Here is a 20,163-nt window from a genome sequence, read left to right as displayed (position 1 = left end):
GATGCGACCTGAAACCGCCACAGGCGGAAAAAGGCGGTCCCCACCAGCACTGGCGGGGCCTGGAAGCTGAACCAGCGACACACAGTCTGGATATGACTTGTAGTTATCGCATCGTTTCACTCCAGAACTGCTTGAAGAGGTCGCGGTTCCGATTGCAGAATGCCGCGCCTCGAAGGTTTTAGACGTTGCGGTACCAAGCTGTTGAAAGGCGGACTCGCCTCGCCAGCGCACCATCCGTAGTGCACTGGTTCACCAGATCGATCACGCAGGAGATTTGAAGTGCACATCGGTGTTCCTCTCGAAACCCACGCCGGGGAGACGCGGGTTGCCGCAACACCCGAGACCATCAAGAAGCTGGTGAGCCAAGGCCATCAGGTGACGGTGCAAAGCGGTGCCGGCGTCAGCGCCTGCATCCCGGATGCTGCCTATGAAGCGGCCGGCGCCACCATCGGCAACGACTCCGCTGCCTTCGGTGCCGACCTGGTGCTGAAAGTGGTCGCCCCCACCGAGGGCGAGCTGGCGCACATGCGTGCCGGCGCCGTGCTGGTGGGCATGCTCAACCCCTTCAGCAACGAGACCATCGCGCGCATGAACGCCCGCGGCGTCACCGCCTTCGCCCTCGAAGCGGCGCCGCGCACCTCCCGTGCCCAGAGCCTCGACGTGCTGTCCTCCCAGGCCAACATCGCCGGCTACAAGGCCGTGCTGCTGGCGGCCCACCACTACCCGCGCTTCATGCCGATGCTGATGACCGCCGCCGGTACCGTTAAGGCCGCGCGCATCCTCATCCTCGGCGCCGGTGTTGCCGGCCTGCAGGCCATCGCCACGGCCAAGCGCCTGGGCGCGGTGATCGAGGCGTCCGACGTGCGTCCGGCGGTGAAGGAGCAGATCGAATCCCTCGGCGCCAAGTTCGTCGACGTGCCCTTCGAGACCGATGAAGAACGCGAATGCGCCCAGGGCGTAGGCGGTTACGCCCGTCCGATGCCGGCTTCCTGGATGGAGCGCCAGGCCAAGGCGGTGCACGAACGCGCCAAGCAGGCCGACATCGTCATCACCACCGCGCTGATTCCGGGCCGCAAGGCGCCGACCCTGCTGCAGGAAGCCACCGTGGCTGAAATGAAGCCGGGCTCGGTGGTCATCGACCTCGCCGCTGCGCAAGGCGGCAACTGCCCGCTGACCGAAGCCGAGCAGGTGGTGATCAAGCACGGCGTGACCATCGTCGGCCACAGCAACCTGGCGGCCATGGTGCCGGCGGACGCGTCCGCCCTCTATGCCCGCAACCTGCTGGACTTCCTCAAGCTGGTCATCGACAAGGACGGCCAGTTCCATCTCAACCTCGAAGACGACATCGTCGCTGCGTGCCTGATGTGCCGCGACGGTCAAGTCGTTCGCAACAACGGCTAAGGGGAAGCGGACATGGATCTGATTTCTGACGGCATCTACAACCTGATCATCTTCGTGCTGGCCATCTACGTCGGCTACCACGTGGTGTGGAACGTCACCCCGGCCCTGCACACCCCGCTGATGGCCGTGACCAACGCCATCTCGGCGATCGTGATCGTCGGCGCCATGCTGGCCGCCGCCCTCACCGTGACCCCGCTGGGCAAGGCCATGGGCACCCTGGCAGTGGCACTGGCCGCGGTGAACGTATTCGGTGGCTTCCTGGTCACCCGTCGCATGCTGGAAATGTTCAAGAAGAAAGCGCCGAAAGCGCAGGCGGAGAAGCACTGACCATGAGCATGAACCTGATCACTGTTCTCTACCTCGTCGCCTCGGTGTGCTTCATCCAGGCGCTCAAGGGTCTGTCGCACCCGACCTCGTCCCGTCGCGGCAACCTGTTCGGCATGATCGGCATGGCCATCGCCGTGCTCACCACCGTCGGCCTGATCTACAAGCTCGGCGCTGAGCTCGCCACCCAGGGCATCGGCTACGTCATCGTCGGCCTGCTGGTCGGCGGTACCGCCGGTTCGATCATGGCCAAGCGCGTTGAAATGACCAAGATGCCGGAGCTGGTGGCCTTCATGCACAGCATGATCGGTCTGGCCGCGGTGTTCATCGCCATCGCCGCCGTGGTCGAGCCGCAGTCCCTGGGAATCGTCGCCAACCTGGGCGATGCCATCCCGGCCGGCAACCGCCTGGAGCTGTTCCTCGGCGCGGCCATCGGTGCCATCACCTTCTCCGGCTCGGTCATCGCCTTCGGCAAGCTGTCCGGCAAGTACAAGTTCCGCCTGTTCCAGGGTGCCCCGGTACAGTTCGCCGGCCAGCACAAGCTGAACCTGGTGGTCGGCCTGGCGATCCTCGGTCTCGGCCTGTACTTCACCCTCACCGGCAATATCGGCGCCTTCGCCCTGCTGGTGGCCCTGGCCTTCGTGATCGGCGTGCTGATCATCATCCCCATCGGCGGCGCCGACATGCCGGTGGTGGTGTCGATGCTCAACAGCTACTCGGGCTGGGCGGCGGCCGGTATCGGCTTCTCGCTGAACAACTCGATGCTGATCATCGCCGGCTCCCTGGTGGGTTCCTCGGGTGCGATCCTCTCCTACATCATGTGCAAGGCGATGAACCGCTCCTTCTTCAACGTCATCCTCGGTGGCTTCGGCGCCGAAGCCGACGCGGGCGCCGCAGCGGGCAGCAAGGAACAGCGTCCGGTGAAGTCCGGCTCGAGCGACGACGCCGCCTTCCTGCTGACCAACGCCGACAGCGTGATCATCGTCCCCGGCTACGGCCTGGCGGTGGCCCGTGCCCAGCACGCGCTGATGGAACTGTGCGAGAAGCTGAGCCATCGCGGCGTGAACGTGAAGTACGCGATCCACCCGGTTGCCGGCCGTATGCCGGGCCACATGAACGTCCTGCTGGCCGAGGCCGAAGTGCCTTACGAGCAGGTGTTCGAGATGGAAGACATCAACTCCGAGTTCGGCCAGGCCGACGTGGTGCTGGTTCTCGGCGCCAACGACGTGGTCAACCCGGCGGCGAAGAACGATCCCAAGTCGCCCATCGCCGGCATGCCGATCCTGGAAGCCTTCAAGGCCAAGACCATCATCGTCAACAAGCGCTCCATGGCCAGCGGCTATGCCGGCCTGGACAACGAACTGTTCTACATGGACAAGACCATGATGGTGTTCGGCGACGCGAAGAAAGTGATCGAAGACATGGTCAAGGCGGTGGATTGATCCCTGCCCTGCTCCAGATGAAACCCCGGCCTTGCGCCGGGGTTTTTGTTTTGTACCGCCACGAACCGACAAAAGGCCCTGAATAGAGCCATTTCTTCGACCTTGGTATAGAAGTCGGGCGCCCTTCGAGCCCCTAGACTGCGCGGCTCCTACCCCGTTGTCCGAGGTTTTCCCCATGTACTCTGATCGCGTGCGCCTGCCCTCCCTGCTGAGCAAGGTGATGAATGCGGCCGAGGCCGCTGCCCTGATCGAAGACGGCATGACCGTCGGCATGAGCGGCTTCACCCGCGCCGGCGAAGCCAAGGCCGTACCCCAGGCACTGGCCACGCGCGCCAAGGAGCAGCCCCTGCAGATCAGCCTGATGACCGGCGCGAGCCTGGGCAACGACCTCGACAAGCAGCTCACCGAAGCCGGCGTACTGGCCCGGCGCATGCCCTTCCAGGTGGACAGCACCCTGCGCAAGGCGATCAATGCCGGCGAAGTGATGTTCATCGACCAGCACCTGTCGGAAACCGTCGAGCAGCTGCGCAACCACCAGCTCAAGCTTCCCGACATCGCGGTGATCGAGGCCGTCGCCATCACCGAGCAGGGCCACATCGTACCGACCACCTCCGTGGGCAACTCCGCCAGCTTCGCGATCTTCGCCAAGCGCGTGATCGTCGAGATCAACCTGGCGCACAACCCCAATCTGGAAGGCCTGCACGACATCTACATCCCCACCTACCGGCCGACCCGCACGCCGATCCCGCTGACCCGCGTGGACGACCGCATCGGCGGTACCGCGATCCCGATCGACCCGGCCAAGATCGCCGCCATCGTCATCACCGAGCAGCCGGATTCCCTCTCCACCGTGCTGCCGCCGGATGGCGAGACACAGGCCATCGCCGACCACCTGATCGACTTCTTCAAGCGTGAAGTGGCCGCCGAGCGCCTCGGCAACAACCTGGCGCCGCTGCAGGCGGGTATCGGCAGCATCGCCAACGCGGTGATGTGCGGCCTGATCGATTCGCCCTTCCAGGACCTCAGCATGTACTCCGAGGTGCTGCAGGACTCCACCTTCGACCTGATCGATGCCGGCAAGCTGAGCTTCGCCTCGGGCAGCTCCATCACCCTGTCCGCTCGCCGCAACACCGACGTGTTCGGCAACCTCGAGCGCTACAAGGACAAACTGGTACTGCGCCCGCAGGAAATCTCCAACCACCCCGAAGTGGTGCGTCGCCTGGGGATCATCGGCATCAACACCGCCCTGGAATTCGACCTCTACGGCAACGTCAACTCCACCCATGTGGGCGGCACGAAGATGATGAACGGCATCGGCGGCTCCGGCGACTTCGCCCGCAACGCCCACCTGGCGATCTTCGTCACCAAGTCCATCGCCAAGGGCGGCGCCATCTCCAGCGTGGTGCCCATGGTCAGCCACGTGGACCACACCGAGCACGATGTCGACATCCTGGTGACCGAACAGGGCCTGGCCGACCTGCGTGGCCTGGCGCCCCGCGAACGCGCCCGGGCGATCATCGACAACTGTGTGCACCCGGATTACCGCCAGGCGCTGCAGGACTACTTCAGCGCGGCCTGCGCCAAGGGCGGCCATACCCCGCACCTGCTTCGCGAAGCCATGTCCTGGCATATCAATCTGGAAGAAACCGGGCGGATGCTGGCCAGCTGATCCCTTCGGAGCAAAACAGTTATGGGCTTGTAACCTTTGATTCTGACAAAGAGGTCAAAAAACAGTTTCCAAAGAACCGGAACTGTACTGTTCAAAAGCCCTGCCATTTGCTTTCCACACAGAAAAAACTGCGGTTTCCTGTTGGATCACGAGTGATTCAACGGGACACCGGTACAGCTGAGTAATTTTTCAGCTGAACAGTTGATAAGCATGCTAATAAAGACCATCACAATTTAGAGCAACTGTGGCTACAGTTGCGGCTGTTCCGGGTAGATCATAGGCACCAGTTCAAAACCTAACACCCGCCACAAGCGGGAAGGACCTGCCGCCATGGAACGTACCCTCAGTTCCGACCTGATCTTCGAACGTGCCGAACAATTCCCGAAAGCCTCGTGGCCTCTGCGCGTGGTTTCCACCCTGCTGCTGTGGCAGCGCCGCGTCGCCAGCCGTCACCAACTGGCCATGCTGGACCACCGCCTGCTGGCCGACGCCGGCATCAGCGAAGTCCAACGCGAAGCCGAACTGAGCAAGCCCTTCTGGCGCTAAGCAGTTCGCCGGGCTCTAGGGGCCCGAGAGCAACACCCCAGACAGAACCCGTCGCCGCCCGCGACGGGTTTCGTCGTTTCTGGGCCCGGAAAACCGAGGAATCGCCCGCCGCTGCCGAAACAGCTGTCATAACCGAGAACAGTACAGTTTCACGGAAAGCACAGCTGATACAGCACAATTGAATGGAGCTGTAACTGCACAGTCTTGCGCGCCGGCGCGATCATGGACTTCCAAAACCAATCCCCGCCGTGCAGCGGGAAGGAAAAGCGCCATGGACCGCATCCTCACTGACTCTGCCTTGCCCCAGTCGTCCCGCCAGCCGCAGACCCACTGGTACCTGCGCCTGTTCGCCACCCTGGCGCAATGGCAGCGCAACGCCCGTACCCGGCGGCAGCTGGCGCAACTGGACGATCGCGCCCTGGCCGACGTGGGGATCAGTCCGAGCGAGCGTGCCCAGGAGTTGGACACGCCCTTCTGGCGCTAAGCCAGCACTGGCCCGGAGGCGCCCCTTTGACTAGGCTTTCAACCAGCCGGCGGCGCTTCCCCGCGCCGCCACCCCGGTCAGACCAAGGAGCCTCCCCATGACCTCAATCCGCCTGCTCAGCGCAGCCACCCTGCTGGCCTTCGCCGCCAGCGCCTCGGCCACCAGCTTCGTGGTCACCACGGACACTATCGTTGGTGCAGTCGCGGCCACGTCCGACGCCACCTCCGACGTCACCTCGTCCTTCAAGGACGACAAGATCGTGCTCGCCGCCCGTGACGATGCCGCCAGCTTCGTTGCCAGCACCGGCGATATCCGTGGCGCCCAGCTGGAAGCCGCGTTCAAGCACATCCGCAGCGTCCAGCCGCAACTGGCGGCCACCGACCTGCAACTGGCCCAGGCCATCCTCACCCTCTGATCTCCGATCCGGGCCGCGTGCAACACGCGGCCCGTCTCGCCAGCCCCCCGTTGCCGCCTGGCCCTCGCCGGCCCATTCCGCTAACCTTCGCGCCCTGTGCCTCCGGCTTAGAACTGCTGAAGGCTATTGCCGTCAAATCCCTTAGATACTTCCTACGGAGAGCTTTCATGCGTCGCTCGTTGTCTGTTGCCGCCATCGCCCTGTCCCTTGTCGCCGGCGCCGCCCAGGCCCAGACCCTGGTGGCCACCAGCAACATCATCGTCCGCGCGCTGGACCGCACTCTGGACTTCACTTCCGACACCACCACCTCGATCCGCGACATGAAAGTGGTGGTCGCCGCCCGCGACGACGCCGCCAGCTTCGTCGCCAGCGCCGGCGAAATCCGCGGCGCCCAGCTGGAAGCCGCCTTCGGCGCGCTGCGCGAGCGCTTCCCGCAAGCCCGCGAGGCCAGCGACCAGGCCCTGGCGGAAACCATCCTCGCCCTCTGAACCCACGAGTAGCCGCCCTGAACACCTGGCTGCGCCTGATCTGCCTGAGCACCCTGCTGCTAGCGGCGGGTACGCGTGCCGACTTGCGCCTGGTCCTGGATGACGAGGGCCTGACCGCGGCCGAGCGCCAGGCCAGCCAGCAGTTGATCGACGAAGCCCGCGCCGCGCTGCCGCCGGCCTTCATCCAGCGCCTGGACCGGGAGGTTCAGGTCGGCTGGAGTTCCGAGCTGCCGGAAAACGGCTACGGCCGCGCCACCCGTTTCGACGCCCTGGTCCTCAACCGCAACCTGCTGGCGGGACTCGCCGACGGCAGCGCGGCAACCCAGCAGACCGGCCGCGTGCACGGCACGGTGCGCCGCGAGATGCTCGCCACCCTGCTCCACGAACTGACCCACATCTACGACCGCGCCCGCCTCTGGTCCGCCGCCGACAAGACGCAACAGTTCCGCTGCCGCAACCAGGCCGACAGCAATGGCCTGGTTGGCCTGCCCGGCGACTGCCGTGGGCAGACCGCGCGACGCTTCACCTTCAGCGACGACCCGCGCCTGCTCGACCTCGCCGGCTGGCCGCAATACGTCGGCAAACGCGGCCAGCGCGAGCAGGAGAACCACCAGGTGGCGCGCAGCCCGGACATCTACGAGCTGAGCAACCCCCGGGAATTCGTCGCGGTGAACATGGAGTACTTCCTCCTCGACCCGGCCTACGCCTGCCGCCGCCCGACGCTGTACCGCTACTACCGCGAACAATTCGACTGGGCCCCGGCGCAGCGCAGTGCCTGCAATGACGGCTACGCCTACCTCAACGCCGGCCGCGACTTCGGCAAGCAGCCGCTGGGCAAGCTCGACCCCGAGCGAGTCTACGAAGTGGACTACCTGTTCGCCGAGGCCAACCAGAACTGGGTCAGCCGCTGGGGCCACAGCATGTTGCGCCTGGTCATCTGCGCACCGGGCCGCCCGCGCGGGCCGGACTGCCGTCTCGACCTCGACCAGCACCTGGTGCTGTCCTACCGCGCCTTCGTCGGCGACGTGCAGTTGTCCAGCTGGGACGGCCTCACCGGCGCCTACCCATCGCGCCTGTTCGTGCTGCCCTTGCACCAGGTGATCGAGGAATACACCAAGGTGGAGCTGCGCAGCCTCGCCTCGGTGCCGCTCAAGCTCAGCCGCGACGAACTGGAAGCGCTGGTGGAACACGCCGCCGAGATGCACTGGAGCTACGACGGCGACTACTGGTTCCTGTCCAACAACTGCGCGGTGGAAACCCTCAAGCTGCTGCGCAGCGGCACCGACCATCCGGCCCTGCGCGACCTCGACAGCATCATGCCCAATGGCCTGCTCAAGCTGCTGGAAGGCCGGGGCGTGGCCGACCGCACGCCGCTCGAAGACCCCAAGGAGGCCCTGCGCCTGGGCTACCGCTTCGACTCCTTCCGTGACCGCTACCAGGCCATGTTCAAGATTCTCCGCGAGCACCTGCAGGTGCCCCAGCAGGAAGTCGAAGACTGGCTGGAGCTCAGCGCGGAACAGCGCCGCCCCTGGCTCGCCCAGGCCGACCTGCGCACCAGCGCCGCCCTGCTCCTGCTGGAACAGGCCGCCCAGCGCCGCCAGCTGCTGCTGGCCCAGGACGAGCTCAAGCGCAATTACCTGAACTCACGGGAGCAGGCCGGGCAGACCCGCTTCGCCAAGGCCGGCGGCACCCTGGAACAGATGCTCGCCAACAGCGGCTTCCTCAGCCGCCCGGCGGAGCTGCTGCAGGGCGGCTATGGCCTGCCACAAAGCGCCGAGTGGCAGCCCCTGGAAGCCGAAAGCAGCAACCGCCAGCAGACCATGCGCACCCTCAGCGAAGACCTCGACCGCGAAGTGCGCAGCCTGCTGGAACCCCAGCGCCTGGCCGAACTCAACGCCACCGAGGCCAACCTCAAGCAGATCGGCGCGCGTCTGCGCGAACTGCACAAGCAGTCCGGCGGGCTGGAGCTGCCCTGATCCACGAAGCTGAATCCCCCGTAGGTTGGCGCAGAGCGAAGCGAAGCCCAACAGTCCTGCGCCCAAGCCGTTGGGCTTCGCGGAGCTCTGCCCAACCTACAAGAGCTCCACGCCCCCTCAGAGGGCTTCCTCGTCCTCCTCCGGCAACTGCGGGTCCAGGCTCAGCCAGGGCAGCCGGCTCCTGACCCAGATATGCCGGTCCGCCGGGGTGTCCTGCGGGCGGTCGAGGGTGGCGACGGTGATATCCAGGCTGTCGGGGCTGAGTTGGGTGAACAGCGCCAGCTGGCTGCCGCAGCCGGGGCAGAAGTAACGCACGCAGGTGCTGGACGAGGCGTATTCGGCCGGCGTGCCGGCGGTCCAGCTGAAGCTCGCCAGGGGCACGGTGGCCCAGGTGGTGACGATGCCGCCGGTACTGCGCCGGCAGGCGGAACAATGGCAGTGGGCGACATCGTGCAGCGGCGCCTCGATGCGGTAGCGCAGCTGCCGGCAATGGCAGCCGCCGGTGTGGGATTCGGCCATGGTGATCTCCCGCTCAGGACTGTTTTCACCCTAGCAGGCGGTTGCGCATCGACCCGTGGATATCGAAGATGCCCGCTCGTACCCGACTGGATGTCCCCGTGCTCACCCTCCTCCAAGCCCTCTGGCCACTCTTCGCCCTGATCGTCGGCGGCTACCTGCTGCGCCGCTGGGACTTCCCCGGCGAAGCCTTCTGGCCCGCCGCCGAGCGCCTGAACTACTTCATCCTCTTCCCCGCGCTGCTGTTCAGCAGCCTGGCCACCGCGCCCCTGGACAACCCGGCGCTGCCGCGCCTGGCGGTCGCGGTGTTCCTCGGCCTCGGCATCGGCTGGGCGGCCCTGCTGCTGGCGCGGCGCCTGCTGCACTGGCCGGCGGCACGCTTCGGCGCCATCAGCCAGGGCATCCTGCGCTTCAACACCTACCTCGGCCTGGCCGCCATCGGCAGCCTCCATGGCCAGGACGGCCTGGCCATGGCCGCGCTGATGCTGGCCCTGATGGTGCCGACGGTGAACCTGATGTCGGTCTGGGCGCTCACCGCCGAGCGCGGTGTCAGCCTGCGCGGCCTGCTGCTGCCGGTGGCGAAGAATCCGCTGATCCTCGCCTGCGTGGCCGGCGCCCTGTTCAACCTCTCCGGCCTCGGCCTGGTGGGCGGCAGCGACCGCCTGCTCAACCTGCTGGCGGTGGCCAGCCTGCCGCTGGGCCTGCTCTGCGTGGGCGCCGCGCTGCGCCCGCAGGAGCTGGCTGGCGAGGTTCCGGCGCTGGCCTGGAACTGCGCCCTGCGCCTGTTGGCCATGCCCGCCCTGGCCCTGGCCGTGGCCCGCCTGCTCGGGTTGCCGGCGATGGAAAGCGCCATCCTGGTGCTGTTCTTCGCCCTGCCCACCGCGCCGACGGCCTATGTGCTGACCCGCCAGCTTGGCGGCGACAGCCATCTGATGGCCGGCATCATCACCCTGCAGACCCTGCTGGCCGCCGGGAGCCTGCTGCTGGTGTTGCGCGTGGTTGCCGGCTGAACGCCGGCGACCTCGCCATTCGTCGCTTATTCGCCACTCGATCGATACCGATCACCACCGAAAGCTCGTTGAAAGGTTGGCGCCTTAGCATCCGCCCCATTGCCGGCAACCGACCGGCAACCCGACAACAACAAGATTGGTGATCGACATGTCCTGCTCCGCCTGCCGTCCCGGCACCACCACGCCCGCTCTCCGCACGCCCCCGCGTTCGCGCTGATCCATCCCGCCCGAATCACGTCCGGAGAACCGCCATGCTGACTCTGCTCGGCTTCGCCATGGTCATCTGCTTCATGTACCTGATCATGACCAAACGCCTGTCCGCCCTGATCGCCCTGATCATCGTCCCCATCGCCTTCGCCCTGATCGGCGGCTTCGCCGCAGGCATCGGCCCGATGATGCTCGAAGGCATCAGCAAGCTCGCCCCCACGGGCGTGATGCTGATGTTCGCGATCCTCTACTTCGCCCTGATGATCGATTCCGGCCTGTTCGACCCGGCCGTGCGCAAGATCCTCAAACTGGTCAAGGGCGACCCGCTGAAGGTCTCGGTGGGCACCGCCGCCCTGGCCCTGATCGTCTCCCTGGACGGTGACGGCGCCACCACCTACATGATCTGCGTCGCCGCCCTGCTGCCGCTGTACAGCCGCCTGGGCATGAGCCCGCTGATCATGGCCGGCCTGATCATCCTCGCCGGCGGCATCATGAACATGACCCCCTGGGGCGGCCCCACCGCCCGCGCCGCCAGCGCCCTGCATGTGGACCCCTCGGACATCTTCGTGCCCATGATCCCGGCGATGGTCGTCGGCGCCATGGCTCTGTTCGGCCTCGCCTGGGCATACGGCAAGCGCGAACGCGCGCGCCTCGGCGTGCTGCACCTGCCGGACGAACAGATCAACCATGACGAGATCAGCGTGTCGCAGTTCCCGGAGGCCCGTCGGCCGAAGCTCTTGTGGGTGAACGCGGCCCTGACCGCCGGCCTGATGGTGACCCTGATCACCGGCCTGCTACCGCTGCCGGTGCTGTTCATGATCGCCTTCAGCATCGCCATGATCATCAACTACCCCTGCCTGCAGCAGCAGAAGGAGCGGGTCGCGGCCCATGCCGGCAACGTACTGGCGGTGGTCGGGCTGATCTTCGCCGCGGGCATCTTCACCGGCATCCTCTCCGGCACCGGCATGGTGGAAGCCATGTCCAAGAGCCTGCTGGCGGTGATCCCGCCGTCCATGGGTCCGTACATGGCGGTGATCACGGCGCTGGTGAGCATGCCGTTCACCTTCTTCATGTCCAATGACGCATTTTATTACGGCGTGTTGCCGGTTCTGGCCGAGGCCGCCAGCCATTACGGCATCAGCCCGGTGGAGATGGCGCGAGCGTCTATCGTAGGCCAGCCGGTGCATTTGCTGAGTCCGCTGGTACCCTCCACCTACCTGCTGGTTGGCCTGGCCAAGGTGGAATTCGGCGACCATCAGCGCTTCACATTGAAGTGGGCGGTGATGATTTGTCTGTGTATCCTCCTCGCCGCCCTGTTGCTGGGTGTGTTCCCGCTTTTCGGATCGCACTGACCAGCCGCCGAACGACACCCCGTTGGAGCCGGAAACTGCCTAAGCTTTTCCGGCTTCTTCGCATCCCATCCCTAGCCGCAAGACACTCACGAGGATCAACGCATCATGGAATGGCTGACCAGCCCGGAAATCTGGGTCGCCTTCTTCACCCTGACCGCCCTGGAAATCGTCCTCGGCATCGACAACATCATCATGATCGCCATCCTCGTGGGGCGCATGCCGCCGCACCTGCAGGCGCGCACCCGGTTCTTCGGCCTGGCGCTGGCCATGGTTACCCGCATCCTGCTGCTGCTCTCGATCACCTGGATCATGCGGCTCACCGCCGACCTGTTCCACCTGTTCGGCCAGGGCATCTCCGGCCGCGACCTGATCCTCTTCTTCGGCGGCCTGTTCCTGCTGTGGAAGAGCACCACCGAGATGTACCACGGCCTGGAAGGCGAAGATGAGACCGAGGCCGCCCCCAACGGCGCCGCGCGCAACTTCATCGGCACCATCATCCAGATCGCCATCATCGACATCGTGTTCTCCCTGGACTCGGTGATCACCGCCGTCGGCATGGTTTCCCACGTGCCGGTCATGGTTGCTGCGATCATCGTCGCCGTCCTGGTGATGATGCTGGCCGCCGGCACCATCAGCGCCTTCATCGACAAGCACCCGAGCCTGAAGATGCTGGCCCTGTCCTTCCTGGTAGTGGTCGGTACCGTGCTGATCGCGGAATCCTTCGAAGTCCACGTGCCCAAGGGCTACGTCTACTTCGCCATGGCCTTCTCCCTGGCCGTGGAGGCGCTCAATATCCGCGCCCGCATCGCCCGTGGCCGCAAGGAAGACCCGGTGAAACTGCGCAAGGACATCCCTGGGCAGTAATCGGTGACATGAAAAAACGGGGCCTGATGGCCCCGTTTTTTTGGCTATACCCGCACCTCAATATCCCTTCATTTCCTCCGCCTTGAAGCCACGGAAGCTGGCGCTGCCCAGGATCAGCCTTAGCAGGCTGTCCATGGTCTGCAGGTCGTTGTCGAAGCCGCCATGGCTGCTGCTGCGACTGGCCGCGCTATTGCTGGCCGACACCACCAGGGTGCTCCCGGCGGGCTGCCGGGCCGGGAGGAATTTCTGCATGCCCAGCAGCGGTACCCGCCGGTGCTTGTCTTCCAGGGCGTTGGACACCAGATAGAGCAGCGACTTGCGATAGGCGCCGGCGACCGTGTCTTCCTGTTCCGCCTGGTCGGACAGCACGAACAGCGTCTGCTGGCGGATGCCCTGGCCCAGCGCCTTGAGGAAGGTGGCCTCATACAGTTCCAGGGTGCAGGCGGGAGCGAAGAGCACCAGGTTGTGGATAACCGGTCCGCCCAACGCCAGCCAGGCCTGCAACAGCTGGGCATGCCAGATCGACCCGGCACTGTGGCCCACCAGGTGCACCTTGGGCGCCTGGGAACCCTGGGCCGCCAGCCAGCCCAGCAGGCGCTGCAGCACCAGCATGCCGGCCGCGCGTTTCTGGAAGGCGCGCGTGGCGTCCAGCTTCATCTCCTGCCAGAGGGCGAAGCCCAGCGGTTGGACAAGGCTTTCCACCTGGTTGTCCCACCAGGAGCTGACCGACCCCACACGCTCGCCCACCAGCGGCAGCTTGCCGAGGATGATGTCGCCCAGTTCCGCCAGCAGGCCGGTTTCCCAGATGAAGTGCAGTTCATGCACACCGTTGTCACGGAACGCCGGCCGCCATTTGAAGGCGCGCATGGCCGATCCGTTCACGCTGTTCAGCCCGCCGTGGGCATAGAGCAGCAGATGCGCGGGCTTGCTGTGCTGCAGTTCTTCGATGATGGCTTCCACCTGGGACAGGTCGGAGGCGTACTGGCCCAGGCCGTCGAACTGGCCGTCATCGATATGCAGGTAGTGCAGGTAGATGGCTTCCTGGGGTGGGCCCTGCAACGCCAGGCGCGCGGTACCGCCGTCGGATGCGTAGCGTGTGGCGGTGTCGGTCACGCCGTGGTTGACCGCAACACCCAGCTGCGCCACCCAGACATCCCAGACGTTCGCCTCGAAGTCCGCGTAGCTCCACAGCGCCAGCCCGGCGTGCACTTGCTTGCCCTGGCGAAAACCGCCCCAGGCGTCGCCCCAGGAGTTCTGCACCAGGAAACCGTCGCGGGTGTAGCCGAGGATGGTGAACGCGTGCCCGCCGCCGACACCCGGCGCTTCGGGTTTCCAGTCGATCACCCCGCGCCGTGGCGAACGCCAGCCATCGTGGGTCCGCGCCGAGGCGAAGAGCACGCCAACATCGCGCAAGGCCGCCTGCACGTCGTTGATCCGCGAAAGCACCCGGAAGTACGCGCCCAGGGGAATATCCAGCGCCTCCTGCTGGATCACCGGGTTCAGCCCGCCCTTGTGCTCGGGCGGCCAACTGCCCGCCAGGCATACCCCATGCTTGTGCCAGCCCTTCATGGCGCCTCGGGCGCTGCTGAAGTCGTAGTCCTCGCCGGGCCACTGGTCGTAGCGTCGAGCCATGGCGAAGAGCATCGCCGGACTTACCTGGCCGGGCAGGCCACGGCGGTAGCGCAGGTAGTTGACCGTGGCCGCCAGGCCGAAGCCGGTACAGGCGCCTTCCTCGCCCTGGTCGAGAATCTGCAGCAGCGACCAGTTCGGGTAGAGCTCGTCCGGCAGCGGCGATAGGGAGGCAGAATAGGTGAGGTCACGGAAATCCATGGAGTCCCGGCGGACATCCAGGCGTTTGGCCGTGGCCTTCTTGCGGGGTTTGCTGGGGGCGGGGCGTTTGGCCATGCTGACCTCCCTGTCCGGGTCCGGACGACATAGGCAAGGATTGACCGCTTTCAGCGCCGCCGTGGGATTGCGGACGAATGGTGGGTGAACCGCCACCACCCGGTGGGGTGGTGGCCGCTCTCAGAACAGGCTCAACTGGTCCTGATCCCGCCGCTGGTCCGGCGCAGGCACAGGCTCGACCACAGGCGCGACGAGGCCCGTCACCCCCAGGCGCTCGGCCAGGCCCGCCGCGCGCTCGGCCTTGGTCGAGACGGCTTCGGACAGGCGCGCCGGCAAGCCCCAGATTTCCACTTTCTGCTTCGCCCGGGTGATGCCGGTGTAGAACAGCGCGCGGCTGAGCAGCGGACTGGGTTGCTCCGGCAGGGCCAGCAGCACCTCGGTGAATTCCGAGCCCTGGCTCTTGTGCACCGTCATGGCGAAGGCGCTGTCGTGGCTGGGCAGGCGCGCCGGGGCGAAGGGCCGGTAGGCCTCGTCCCCCTCGAAGAACACCCGCAGGCCATGGCCGGTGTTCAGGCACAGGCCGATGTCGCCATTGAACAGGCCCAGGGCATAGTCATTCTGCCGCACCATCACCGCGCGGCCGGGGTACCAGCGCTCCCGCGAGGCGACGCCGAGGCGGCGCTTGATCCGTGCTTCCAGGGCTTCGTTGATACCGCCCACGCCCCAGGGGCCCTCGCGTTGTGCCGTGAGGGCGCGGAAGCCGTTGAAGGCGGCGAACGCCGAGGCCGGGTCGGCCGCACGCACGGCGGCGAAGTAGGGCGCGTAGCCTGCTTCCAGTCGCTCCAGCAGGGCAGCCGGGGTCGGACCGGCATTCCAGGTCAGGTCGGGGTGGCCGCCGCGCAGCAGCTCCAGGGTGCCTCGGGCATCACCCGTGTTGATCCGCCGCGCCAGTTCGCCAATGCCGCTGTCGCCGGCGAAGCGATGGCTGTGGGTCAGCAACACCACGGCGTCCCCCAGGCGCGAGCGGGGCGTTTCCACCGGCACCGCCTGGCCAGTGATGCGGGTCAGCTCGGCGGCGGCGCCGGCGTCCAGGCCACGGCCTTCGCAGAGCTCGGCGAATACCGCACCGGCTTCCACGGCCGCCAACTGGTCCTTGTCTCCCAGCAGGATCAGCCGCGCACTGGGCGGCAGGGCATCGAGCAGCTTGGCCATCAGCGCCAGGTCCACCATCGAGGCTTCGTCCACCACCAGCACATCCAGCGGCAGCGGGTTGTCGGCGTGGTGCCGCACCTGCGGGCTGTCGCCGCGGCTGCCCAGCAGGCGGTGCAGGGTGCGCGCCTCTTCGGGCAGCGCCGCCTTGATGGCGTCGCTCACCGGCAACTCGGCCTTGGCGTTGCGGATGGCCTCGGCCATGCGCGCGGCGGCCTTGCCGGTGGGCGCGGCCAGGCCGATGGCCAGGCGCTCGCCGCCAGGCTGTTCCAGCAGCGCCGCGAGCAGGCGCACCACGGTGGTGGTCTTGCCGGTGCCGGGGCCGCCGGAGATAACCGCCAGGTCGCGCCGCACGGCCTGCGCGGCGGCCAGGCGCTGCCAGTCCGGCTGCTGGGTGTTACGGGCGAACAGCCGCGCCAGGGACTCGCTCAGTTGCGCTTCATCCACCTGGGGTCGCGCCGTGGCCCGCTGCAGCAGGCTCTGGGCCAGCCGCGCCTCGTAGGCGTGATAGCGGCTGAGGTAGAGACGGGCGCCATCCAGGGTCAGGGGGGCGTAGCCGCCCGGCTGCGCCACCAGCGGCGATGCGGCCAGCGCCGCCAGCCAGGCGGGCAGGGCGGGTGCCAGCAGGCCGGACCCGCTCTCGACGAACAGCGGTTGTCCGGCCAGCCGGGCCAGCGGCAGGCACACATCCCCTTCGGCCAGGGCGCGGCAGCACAGGGCCGCGGCGGCCAGCACGGTCTCCCCGGCCTGCGGGTCGAGACGCTGCAGGGTCTCGGTGAAATGGCGCTCCAGCGGCCCCAGGGACCAGTCGGCCAGGCTCATCAGCGGCCCTCCTCGAACAGCAGGTCCAACGCATCCAGCAGGCTGTCGGCGGGACGGTTGAAGTACACCCCGGCGTCGGGCATGCCGCGCAGGAACAGGTACCAGGCGCCACCCAGGCGCTCGCTGGTGAAGTCCTCCAGGCGCTGGCGCAGGAAACGCCGCAGGGCCACCAGGTAGATCAGGTACTGCAGGTGGTAGTGCTCGGCGGCGATGGCCTGTTCCAGGCGTTCACCGCCGTAGAAGCTGGCGTCCGGGCCGAGCCAGTTGGACTTGTAGTCGGCGATGTACCAACGCCCGTCGTGCTCGAAGGTGAGGTCGATGAAGCCCTTCATGAAGCCCTTGAGGGTGTCGAACTCCAGGCGTTCGGCGGCCAGGCGCATAGTGTCCGGCAGGCCATGGGCGGGATCGGCGAGGATCGCCCGCAGGCGGCCGACATCCAGCCCGGCCACCGGGAAGGTGAAGCCCAGCTCCGGCAGCCGGCTCCTGGCGGCCAGGCCGGACAGGCGCAGGCCGTTGCCGTCGAGGTCGGTATCCAGCACCAGCTGCAGGTGGGCGCTGGCGATATCCGTCCAGCTCTCGGGCAGGCCATGCCCCTGCAGGTGCCGCTGCACCAGTTCGGGCAGCGTGCCCAGGTCGCGCATCCAGTCCTCCAGCACGGCGTGCAGGCAGGTACCGGCGCGGGCGCCTCGGGGGAAGGCGAAGAAACCGCTGCCCGGCTCGCTGGCCGAGGGCATGGACAAGGTGTCGCGGTCCGGCGCCTCCATGTGCATGCCGGCGGCCAGGCCGGAGAAGCTGCCGACCCGCCAGGCGCTGGCCAGTGCCCGATCCAGGCTGGCCAGGCCGGCCGGGGGCAGGGCACGGGACTCGCCCTGGGCGCTGGCTTCCTCGGCTTGCGGCGCGACCAGCGCGATATGACCGCCACTGGCGCCGGCCAGGGCCTCCAGCTCGGCGCGCAGGGCACGGCCGTCGCCGGCAGCCAGGTGGCGGGCGAGGGCGCCCAGCACGTCGCTATCGTCCAGCTCGCGACCATGCAGCAGCCAGGCGAGGGCGCAGCTGTGCAGGCCGTCTTCCGGCAACTCGCCGTCCTTCTTCGCCTTGGGCAGGGCCACCGGCCCCCAGTGCAGCCAGAGCCGGTCGCGGGCGCGGGTCAGGGCCACATAGGCCAGGCGCAGGCGCTCGGCGAAACGCTCGCGGCGGGCGGCTGCGCGGTGGCTGTCGAAGTCCGCACCGCCGAGGTCGAGCAGTGGCGTGCCGTCCTCGGCATGGCAGGTGATGTCCTCGTCCCGGCGCAGCAGGGCGCCGTCCCAGAGATAGGGGCAGAACACCAGGGGGTACTCCAGGCCCTTGCTGGTGTGCACCGTGACGATCTGCACCCGCTCGGCATCGCTCTCCAGGCGCAGCAGGGCGTCGTCGCCATGGCTTTCGGCGGCGCGCTGGGCGTTGAACCAGGCCAGCAGCGGCTCGAGGCCGGGCCGCTGGAGGCTTTCGCTCTGCAGCAGCTCGGCCAGGTGCAGCAGGTTGGTCAGGCGGCGCTCGCCGTCGGGCAGGCCGATCAGGCGTTCCGCCACGGCCTGTTCGTCGAGCCAGGCGCGGAAGGCCCGCATGAAGCCCTGTTGCTGCCAGAGCTGGTGGTAGCGCTCGGCGCTCTCGCGCTCCTCGTCCCAGGCGTGTTCGTCGTCCTGGCAGCGCGCCAATTGCTGGGCATCGCGGCCGAGCAGGCGGGTGGACAGGGCATAGCGCAGGACACCCTCGCGGCCGGGCTCGGCATAGGCGGCCAGCACCGCGGCGAGTTCTTCGCCTTCTTCGCTGTGCCACACGCTGTCACGGCCACGGCGCACGCTGGGCACGCCCCGGGCGGCCAGTTCGGCGGCCACGTCGCCCGCCTGGCGGTGGCTGGCCACCAGCACGGCGATGTCGCCACCCTTGAGGGGCGTACGCCGGCCATCCTCCTCGAAATAGGCCTCGCCCCGGGCGCTGGCCGCCAGCAGGCCGGCGATGCGGCGGGCGCTGTCCTGCGCCACGCTGGCGCCGGCCTCACCCTTGCCCAGGGGCTGGTCGCCCAGCCAGACCAGCTCCAGCGGCGCACCGCCGCCGGGCAGCACCAGTTCGGCGCGGGCCTTGTCGCTGGCGCCTACCGGTGGGTAGTCCAGGCCGGGCTCGGCAAAGGGCAGGGGACGGTCGAAGACCTGGTTGAGGGCGGCGATCAGCTGCGGCGTGGAACGGTGGTTGGTGTCCAGGCTGTACTGGCGCGCGGCTTCCTCGCGGGCCTTGAGGTAGGTGGCGAGATCGGCGCCACGGAAGGCGTAGATGGCCTGCTTGGGGTCGCCGACGAAGCAGAGGTCGCCCTGATGCTCGTACACCCGGTGGAAGATGGCGTACTGCACCGGGTCGGTGTCCTGGAACTCGTCGATCAGCGCCACCGGATAGCGCTCGCGCAGGGCCTGGCCGAGAACGTCGCCGGCCGGGCCGCGCAGGGCATCGTCGAGACGGTTGAGCAGGTCGTCGAAGGCCAGCAGGCGCTGGGCGGCCTTGCGCGCCGGCAGCTCGCGGTTGAGGGCGTCGAGCAGGCGCACTTGCAGGGCGATCAGGCGCGCCTCGCCGGCCGGCTTGGCGACTTCGAGGGCCTCGAAGAGTCGCTGCAGGGCGGCGCTGACGGGGTGGTCCGGCGCGTCGAAACCCTTCTTGGTGGCCTTGATCAGCGCCTCGCGGGCGAGTTTCTCCAGCCCGGTGGGTGGCGCGAAGAGGGCCGCCGGGTCGGCGAAATAGGCATCCAGCTCGGTCGTCCAGAGGGCGAACTTGGCCGCGTCGTAGCTGCGCTTGTTGAGGCCGTCGAACTGCGCCAGCTGGGCCACGCAATCGCTGCCCTGGCGCTGCCAGAAGCCCTGGGCATGGGTCCAGGCATCACTGGCGGCGGAGAGGTCGCCAGCCTCGGCCTCCCGCGGTTCGATCCGCAGGTAGGGCTTGCCCAGGTGCGAGCGCAGGCGCTGGCGCAACCAGACCGGGGTGATGCGCTTCTGCGCCAGGAAGCGCGCCCAGGCCGGCTCGGCCTCGGCCAGCTCGCGGCGCCAGAGGTCGGCGAGCAGGGCATCGAGCACTTCGCGGTCGTCGGTGGCCAGCTCGCTGTCGAAGTCGCCGCCGGCCTCGAAGGCCGCGTCCTGCAGGGCGCGCTGGCAGAAGCCGTGGATGGTGAAGATGGCCGCCTCGTCGAAACCATGCACCGCCAGCAGCAGACGGCGGTGGGCGTCCTCGCCCGGGTACAGCGCATGGAGCCCGGCGAGCACCGGGTCCGGCGCCGGCGCCCCCTCGTACATGGTCAGCAGCGCCGCCAGGCGGGCGCGGATGCGCTCACGCAGCTCGGCGGTGGCGGCGGTGGTGTAGGTCACCACCAGGATCTGCCCGACGTTCAGCTGGCGCTCCAGCAGCAGGCGCGCGTAGAGGGCGGTCAGGGTCCAGGTCTTGCCGGTGCCGGCGCTGGCCTCGATCAGGCTGCGACCGGTGAAGGGGTCCTTGAGCAGGTCGAGGCTCATGACTGGGAATCCTGCATGTCGTCACCGGTGAGAATCGCGTTGAGCACCAAGTTGCTGTAGTAGATA

16 protein-coding genes are annotated in these 20,163 nt (G+C 67.5%); 12 read left to right on the top strand and 4 right to left on the bottom strand.

Features of this window, described 5'->3' with window-relative positions; genetic code table 11:
- Positions 1–279 precede the first annotated feature (279 nt).
- The 9 genes from PCA10_RS00565 (at position 280) to PCA10_RS00525 (ending at position 8,745) form a co-directional block, all read left to right on the top strand.
- The gene (locus PCA10_RS00565) at positions 280–1,401 is read left to right on the top strand and encodes a Re/Si-specific NAD(P)(+) transhydrogenase subunit alpha (protein ID WP_016490058.1); all 1,122 of its coding nucleotides are present in this window, start codon (positions 280–282) and stop codon (positions 1,399–1,401) included.
- Positions 1,402–1,413: 12 nt separating this feature from the next.
- Positions 1,414–1,728, top strand: a complete 315-nt coding sequence (locus tag PCA10_RS00560; RefSeq protein WP_016490057.1) for an NAD(P) transhydrogenase subunit alpha part 2 — start codon at positions 1,414–1,416, stop codon at positions 1,726–1,728.
- 2 nt (positions 1,729–1,730) lie between these two features.
- A complete protein-coding gene (locus PCA10_RS00555; protein ID WP_016490056.1) occupies positions 1,731–3,167 on the top strand; it encodes an NAD(P)(+) transhydrogenase (Re/Si-specific) subunit beta in 1,437 nt (478 codons plus the stop codon).
- Between the two features lie 175 nt (positions 3,168–3,342).
- On the top strand, positions 3,343–4,836 hold the full coding sequence (locus PCA10_RS00550) for an acetyl-CoA hydrolase/transferase family protein (RefSeq protein ID WP_016490055.1): 1,494 nt from the start codon (positions 3,343–3,345) through the stop codon (positions 4,834–4,836).
- A gap of 330 nt (positions 4,837–5,166) precedes the next feature.
- The gene (locus PCA10_RS00545; RefSeq protein WP_016490054.1) at positions 5,167–5,382 is read left to right on the top strand and encodes a DUF1127 domain-containing protein; all 216 of its coding nucleotides are present in this window, start codon (positions 5,167–5,169) and stop codon (positions 5,380–5,382) included.
- A 271-nt stretch (positions 5,383–5,653) separates the two neighbouring features.
- Positions 5,654–5,866: a DUF1127 domain-containing protein gene (locus PCA10_RS00540; RefSeq protein WP_016490053.1), complete on the top strand. Its 213-nt coding sequence runs from the start codon at positions 5,654–5,656 to the stop codon at positions 5,864–5,866.
- Between the two features lie 97 nt (positions 5,867–5,963).
- Positions 5,964–6,281, top strand: coding sequence for a DUF2388 domain-containing protein (locus PCA10_RS00535; protein ID WP_016490052.1), 318 nt, complete (start codon positions 5,964–5,966; stop codon positions 6,279–6,281).
- A gap of 167 nt (positions 6,282–6,448) precedes the next feature.
- A complete protein-coding gene (locus PCA10_RS00530) occupies positions 6,449–6,769 on the top strand; it encodes a DUF2388 domain-containing protein (protein WP_016490050.1) in 321 nt (106 codons plus the stop codon).
- A 17-nt stretch (positions 6,770–6,786) separates the two neighbouring features.
- Positions 6,787–8,745 carry an Lnb N-terminal periplasmic domain-containing protein gene (locus tag PCA10_RS00525; protein WP_051148017.1) on the top strand — a complete coding sequence of 653 codons (1,959 nt, stop codon included), beginning with the start codon at positions 6,787–6,789 and terminating at the stop codon, positions 8,743–8,745.
- Positions 8,746–8,862: 117 nt separating this feature from the next.
- Here PCA10_RS00525 and PCA10_RS00520 read toward each other — a convergent pair whose 3' ends face one another.
- Positions 8,863–9,264, bottom strand: a complete 402-nt coding sequence (locus tag PCA10_RS00520; RefSeq protein ID WP_016490048.1) for a GFA family protein — start codon at positions 9,262–9,264, stop codon at positions 8,863–8,865.
- 68 nt (positions 9,265–9,332) lie between these two features.
- Between PCA10_RS00520 and PCA10_RS00515 the strand changes: the two genes are divergently transcribed.
- The 3 genes from PCA10_RS00515 (at position 9,333) to PCA10_RS00505 (ending at position 12,694) form a co-directional block, all read left to right on the top strand.
- Entirely contained in the window at positions 9,333–10,271 is a 939-nt protein-coding gene (locus PCA10_RS00515) for an AEC family transporter (RefSeq protein ID WP_016490047.1), read from the top strand.
- 251 nt (positions 10,272–10,522) lie between these two features.
- Positions 10,523–11,830, top strand: coding sequence for a CitMHS family transporter (locus PCA10_RS00510; protein ID WP_016490046.1), 1,308 nt, complete (start codon positions 10,523–10,525; stop codon positions 11,828–11,830).
- Positions 11,831–11,935: 105 nt separating this feature from the next.
- Positions 11,936–12,694: a TerC family protein gene (locus tag PCA10_RS00505; protein WP_016490045.1), complete on the top strand. Its 759-nt coding sequence runs from the start codon at positions 11,936–11,938 to the stop codon at positions 12,692–12,694.
- Positions 12,695–12,751: 57 nt separating this feature from the next.
- Here PCA10_RS00505 and PCA10_RS00500 read toward each other — a convergent pair whose 3' ends face one another.
- From PCA10_RS00500 to recB, 3 genes are all read right to left on the bottom strand, one after another.
- The gene (locus PCA10_RS00500; protein ID WP_016490044.1) at positions 12,752–14,599 is read right to left on the bottom strand and encodes a C1 family peptidase; all 1,848 of its coding nucleotides are present in this window, start codon (positions 14,597–14,599) and stop codon (positions 12,752–12,754) included.
- Positions 14,600–14,719: 120 nt separating this feature from the next.
- Positions 14,720–16,570 (bottom strand): exodeoxyribonuclease V subunit alpha, encoded by a 1,851-nt coding sequence (gene recD / locus PCA10_RS00495; protein ID WP_016490043.1) that lies wholly within the window; start codon positions 16,568–16,570, stop codon positions 14,720–14,722.
- The gene (recB, locus tag PCA10_RS00490) at positions 16,570–20,097 is read right to left on the bottom strand and encodes an exodeoxyribonuclease V subunit beta (RefSeq protein ID WP_016490042.1); all 3,528 of its coding nucleotides are present in this window, start codon (positions 20,095–20,097) and stop codon (positions 16,570–16,572) included. The genes recD and recB overlap by 1 nt, the downstream gene beginning before the upstream one ends.
- Positions 20,098–20,163: the final 66 nt, after the last annotated feature.

Origin of the sequence: Pseudomonas resinovorans NBRC 106553, assembly GCF_000412695.1 — a bacterium.
In the GTDB taxonomy this organism is placed as follows: Bacteria; Pseudomonadota; Gammaproteobacteria; order Pseudomonadales; family Pseudomonadaceae; genus Metapseudomonas; species Metapseudomonas resinovorans_A.
The sequence above is the reverse complement of the archived record's forward strand: the minus strand, read 5'-3'. Positions and strand labels throughout refer to the sequence as shown.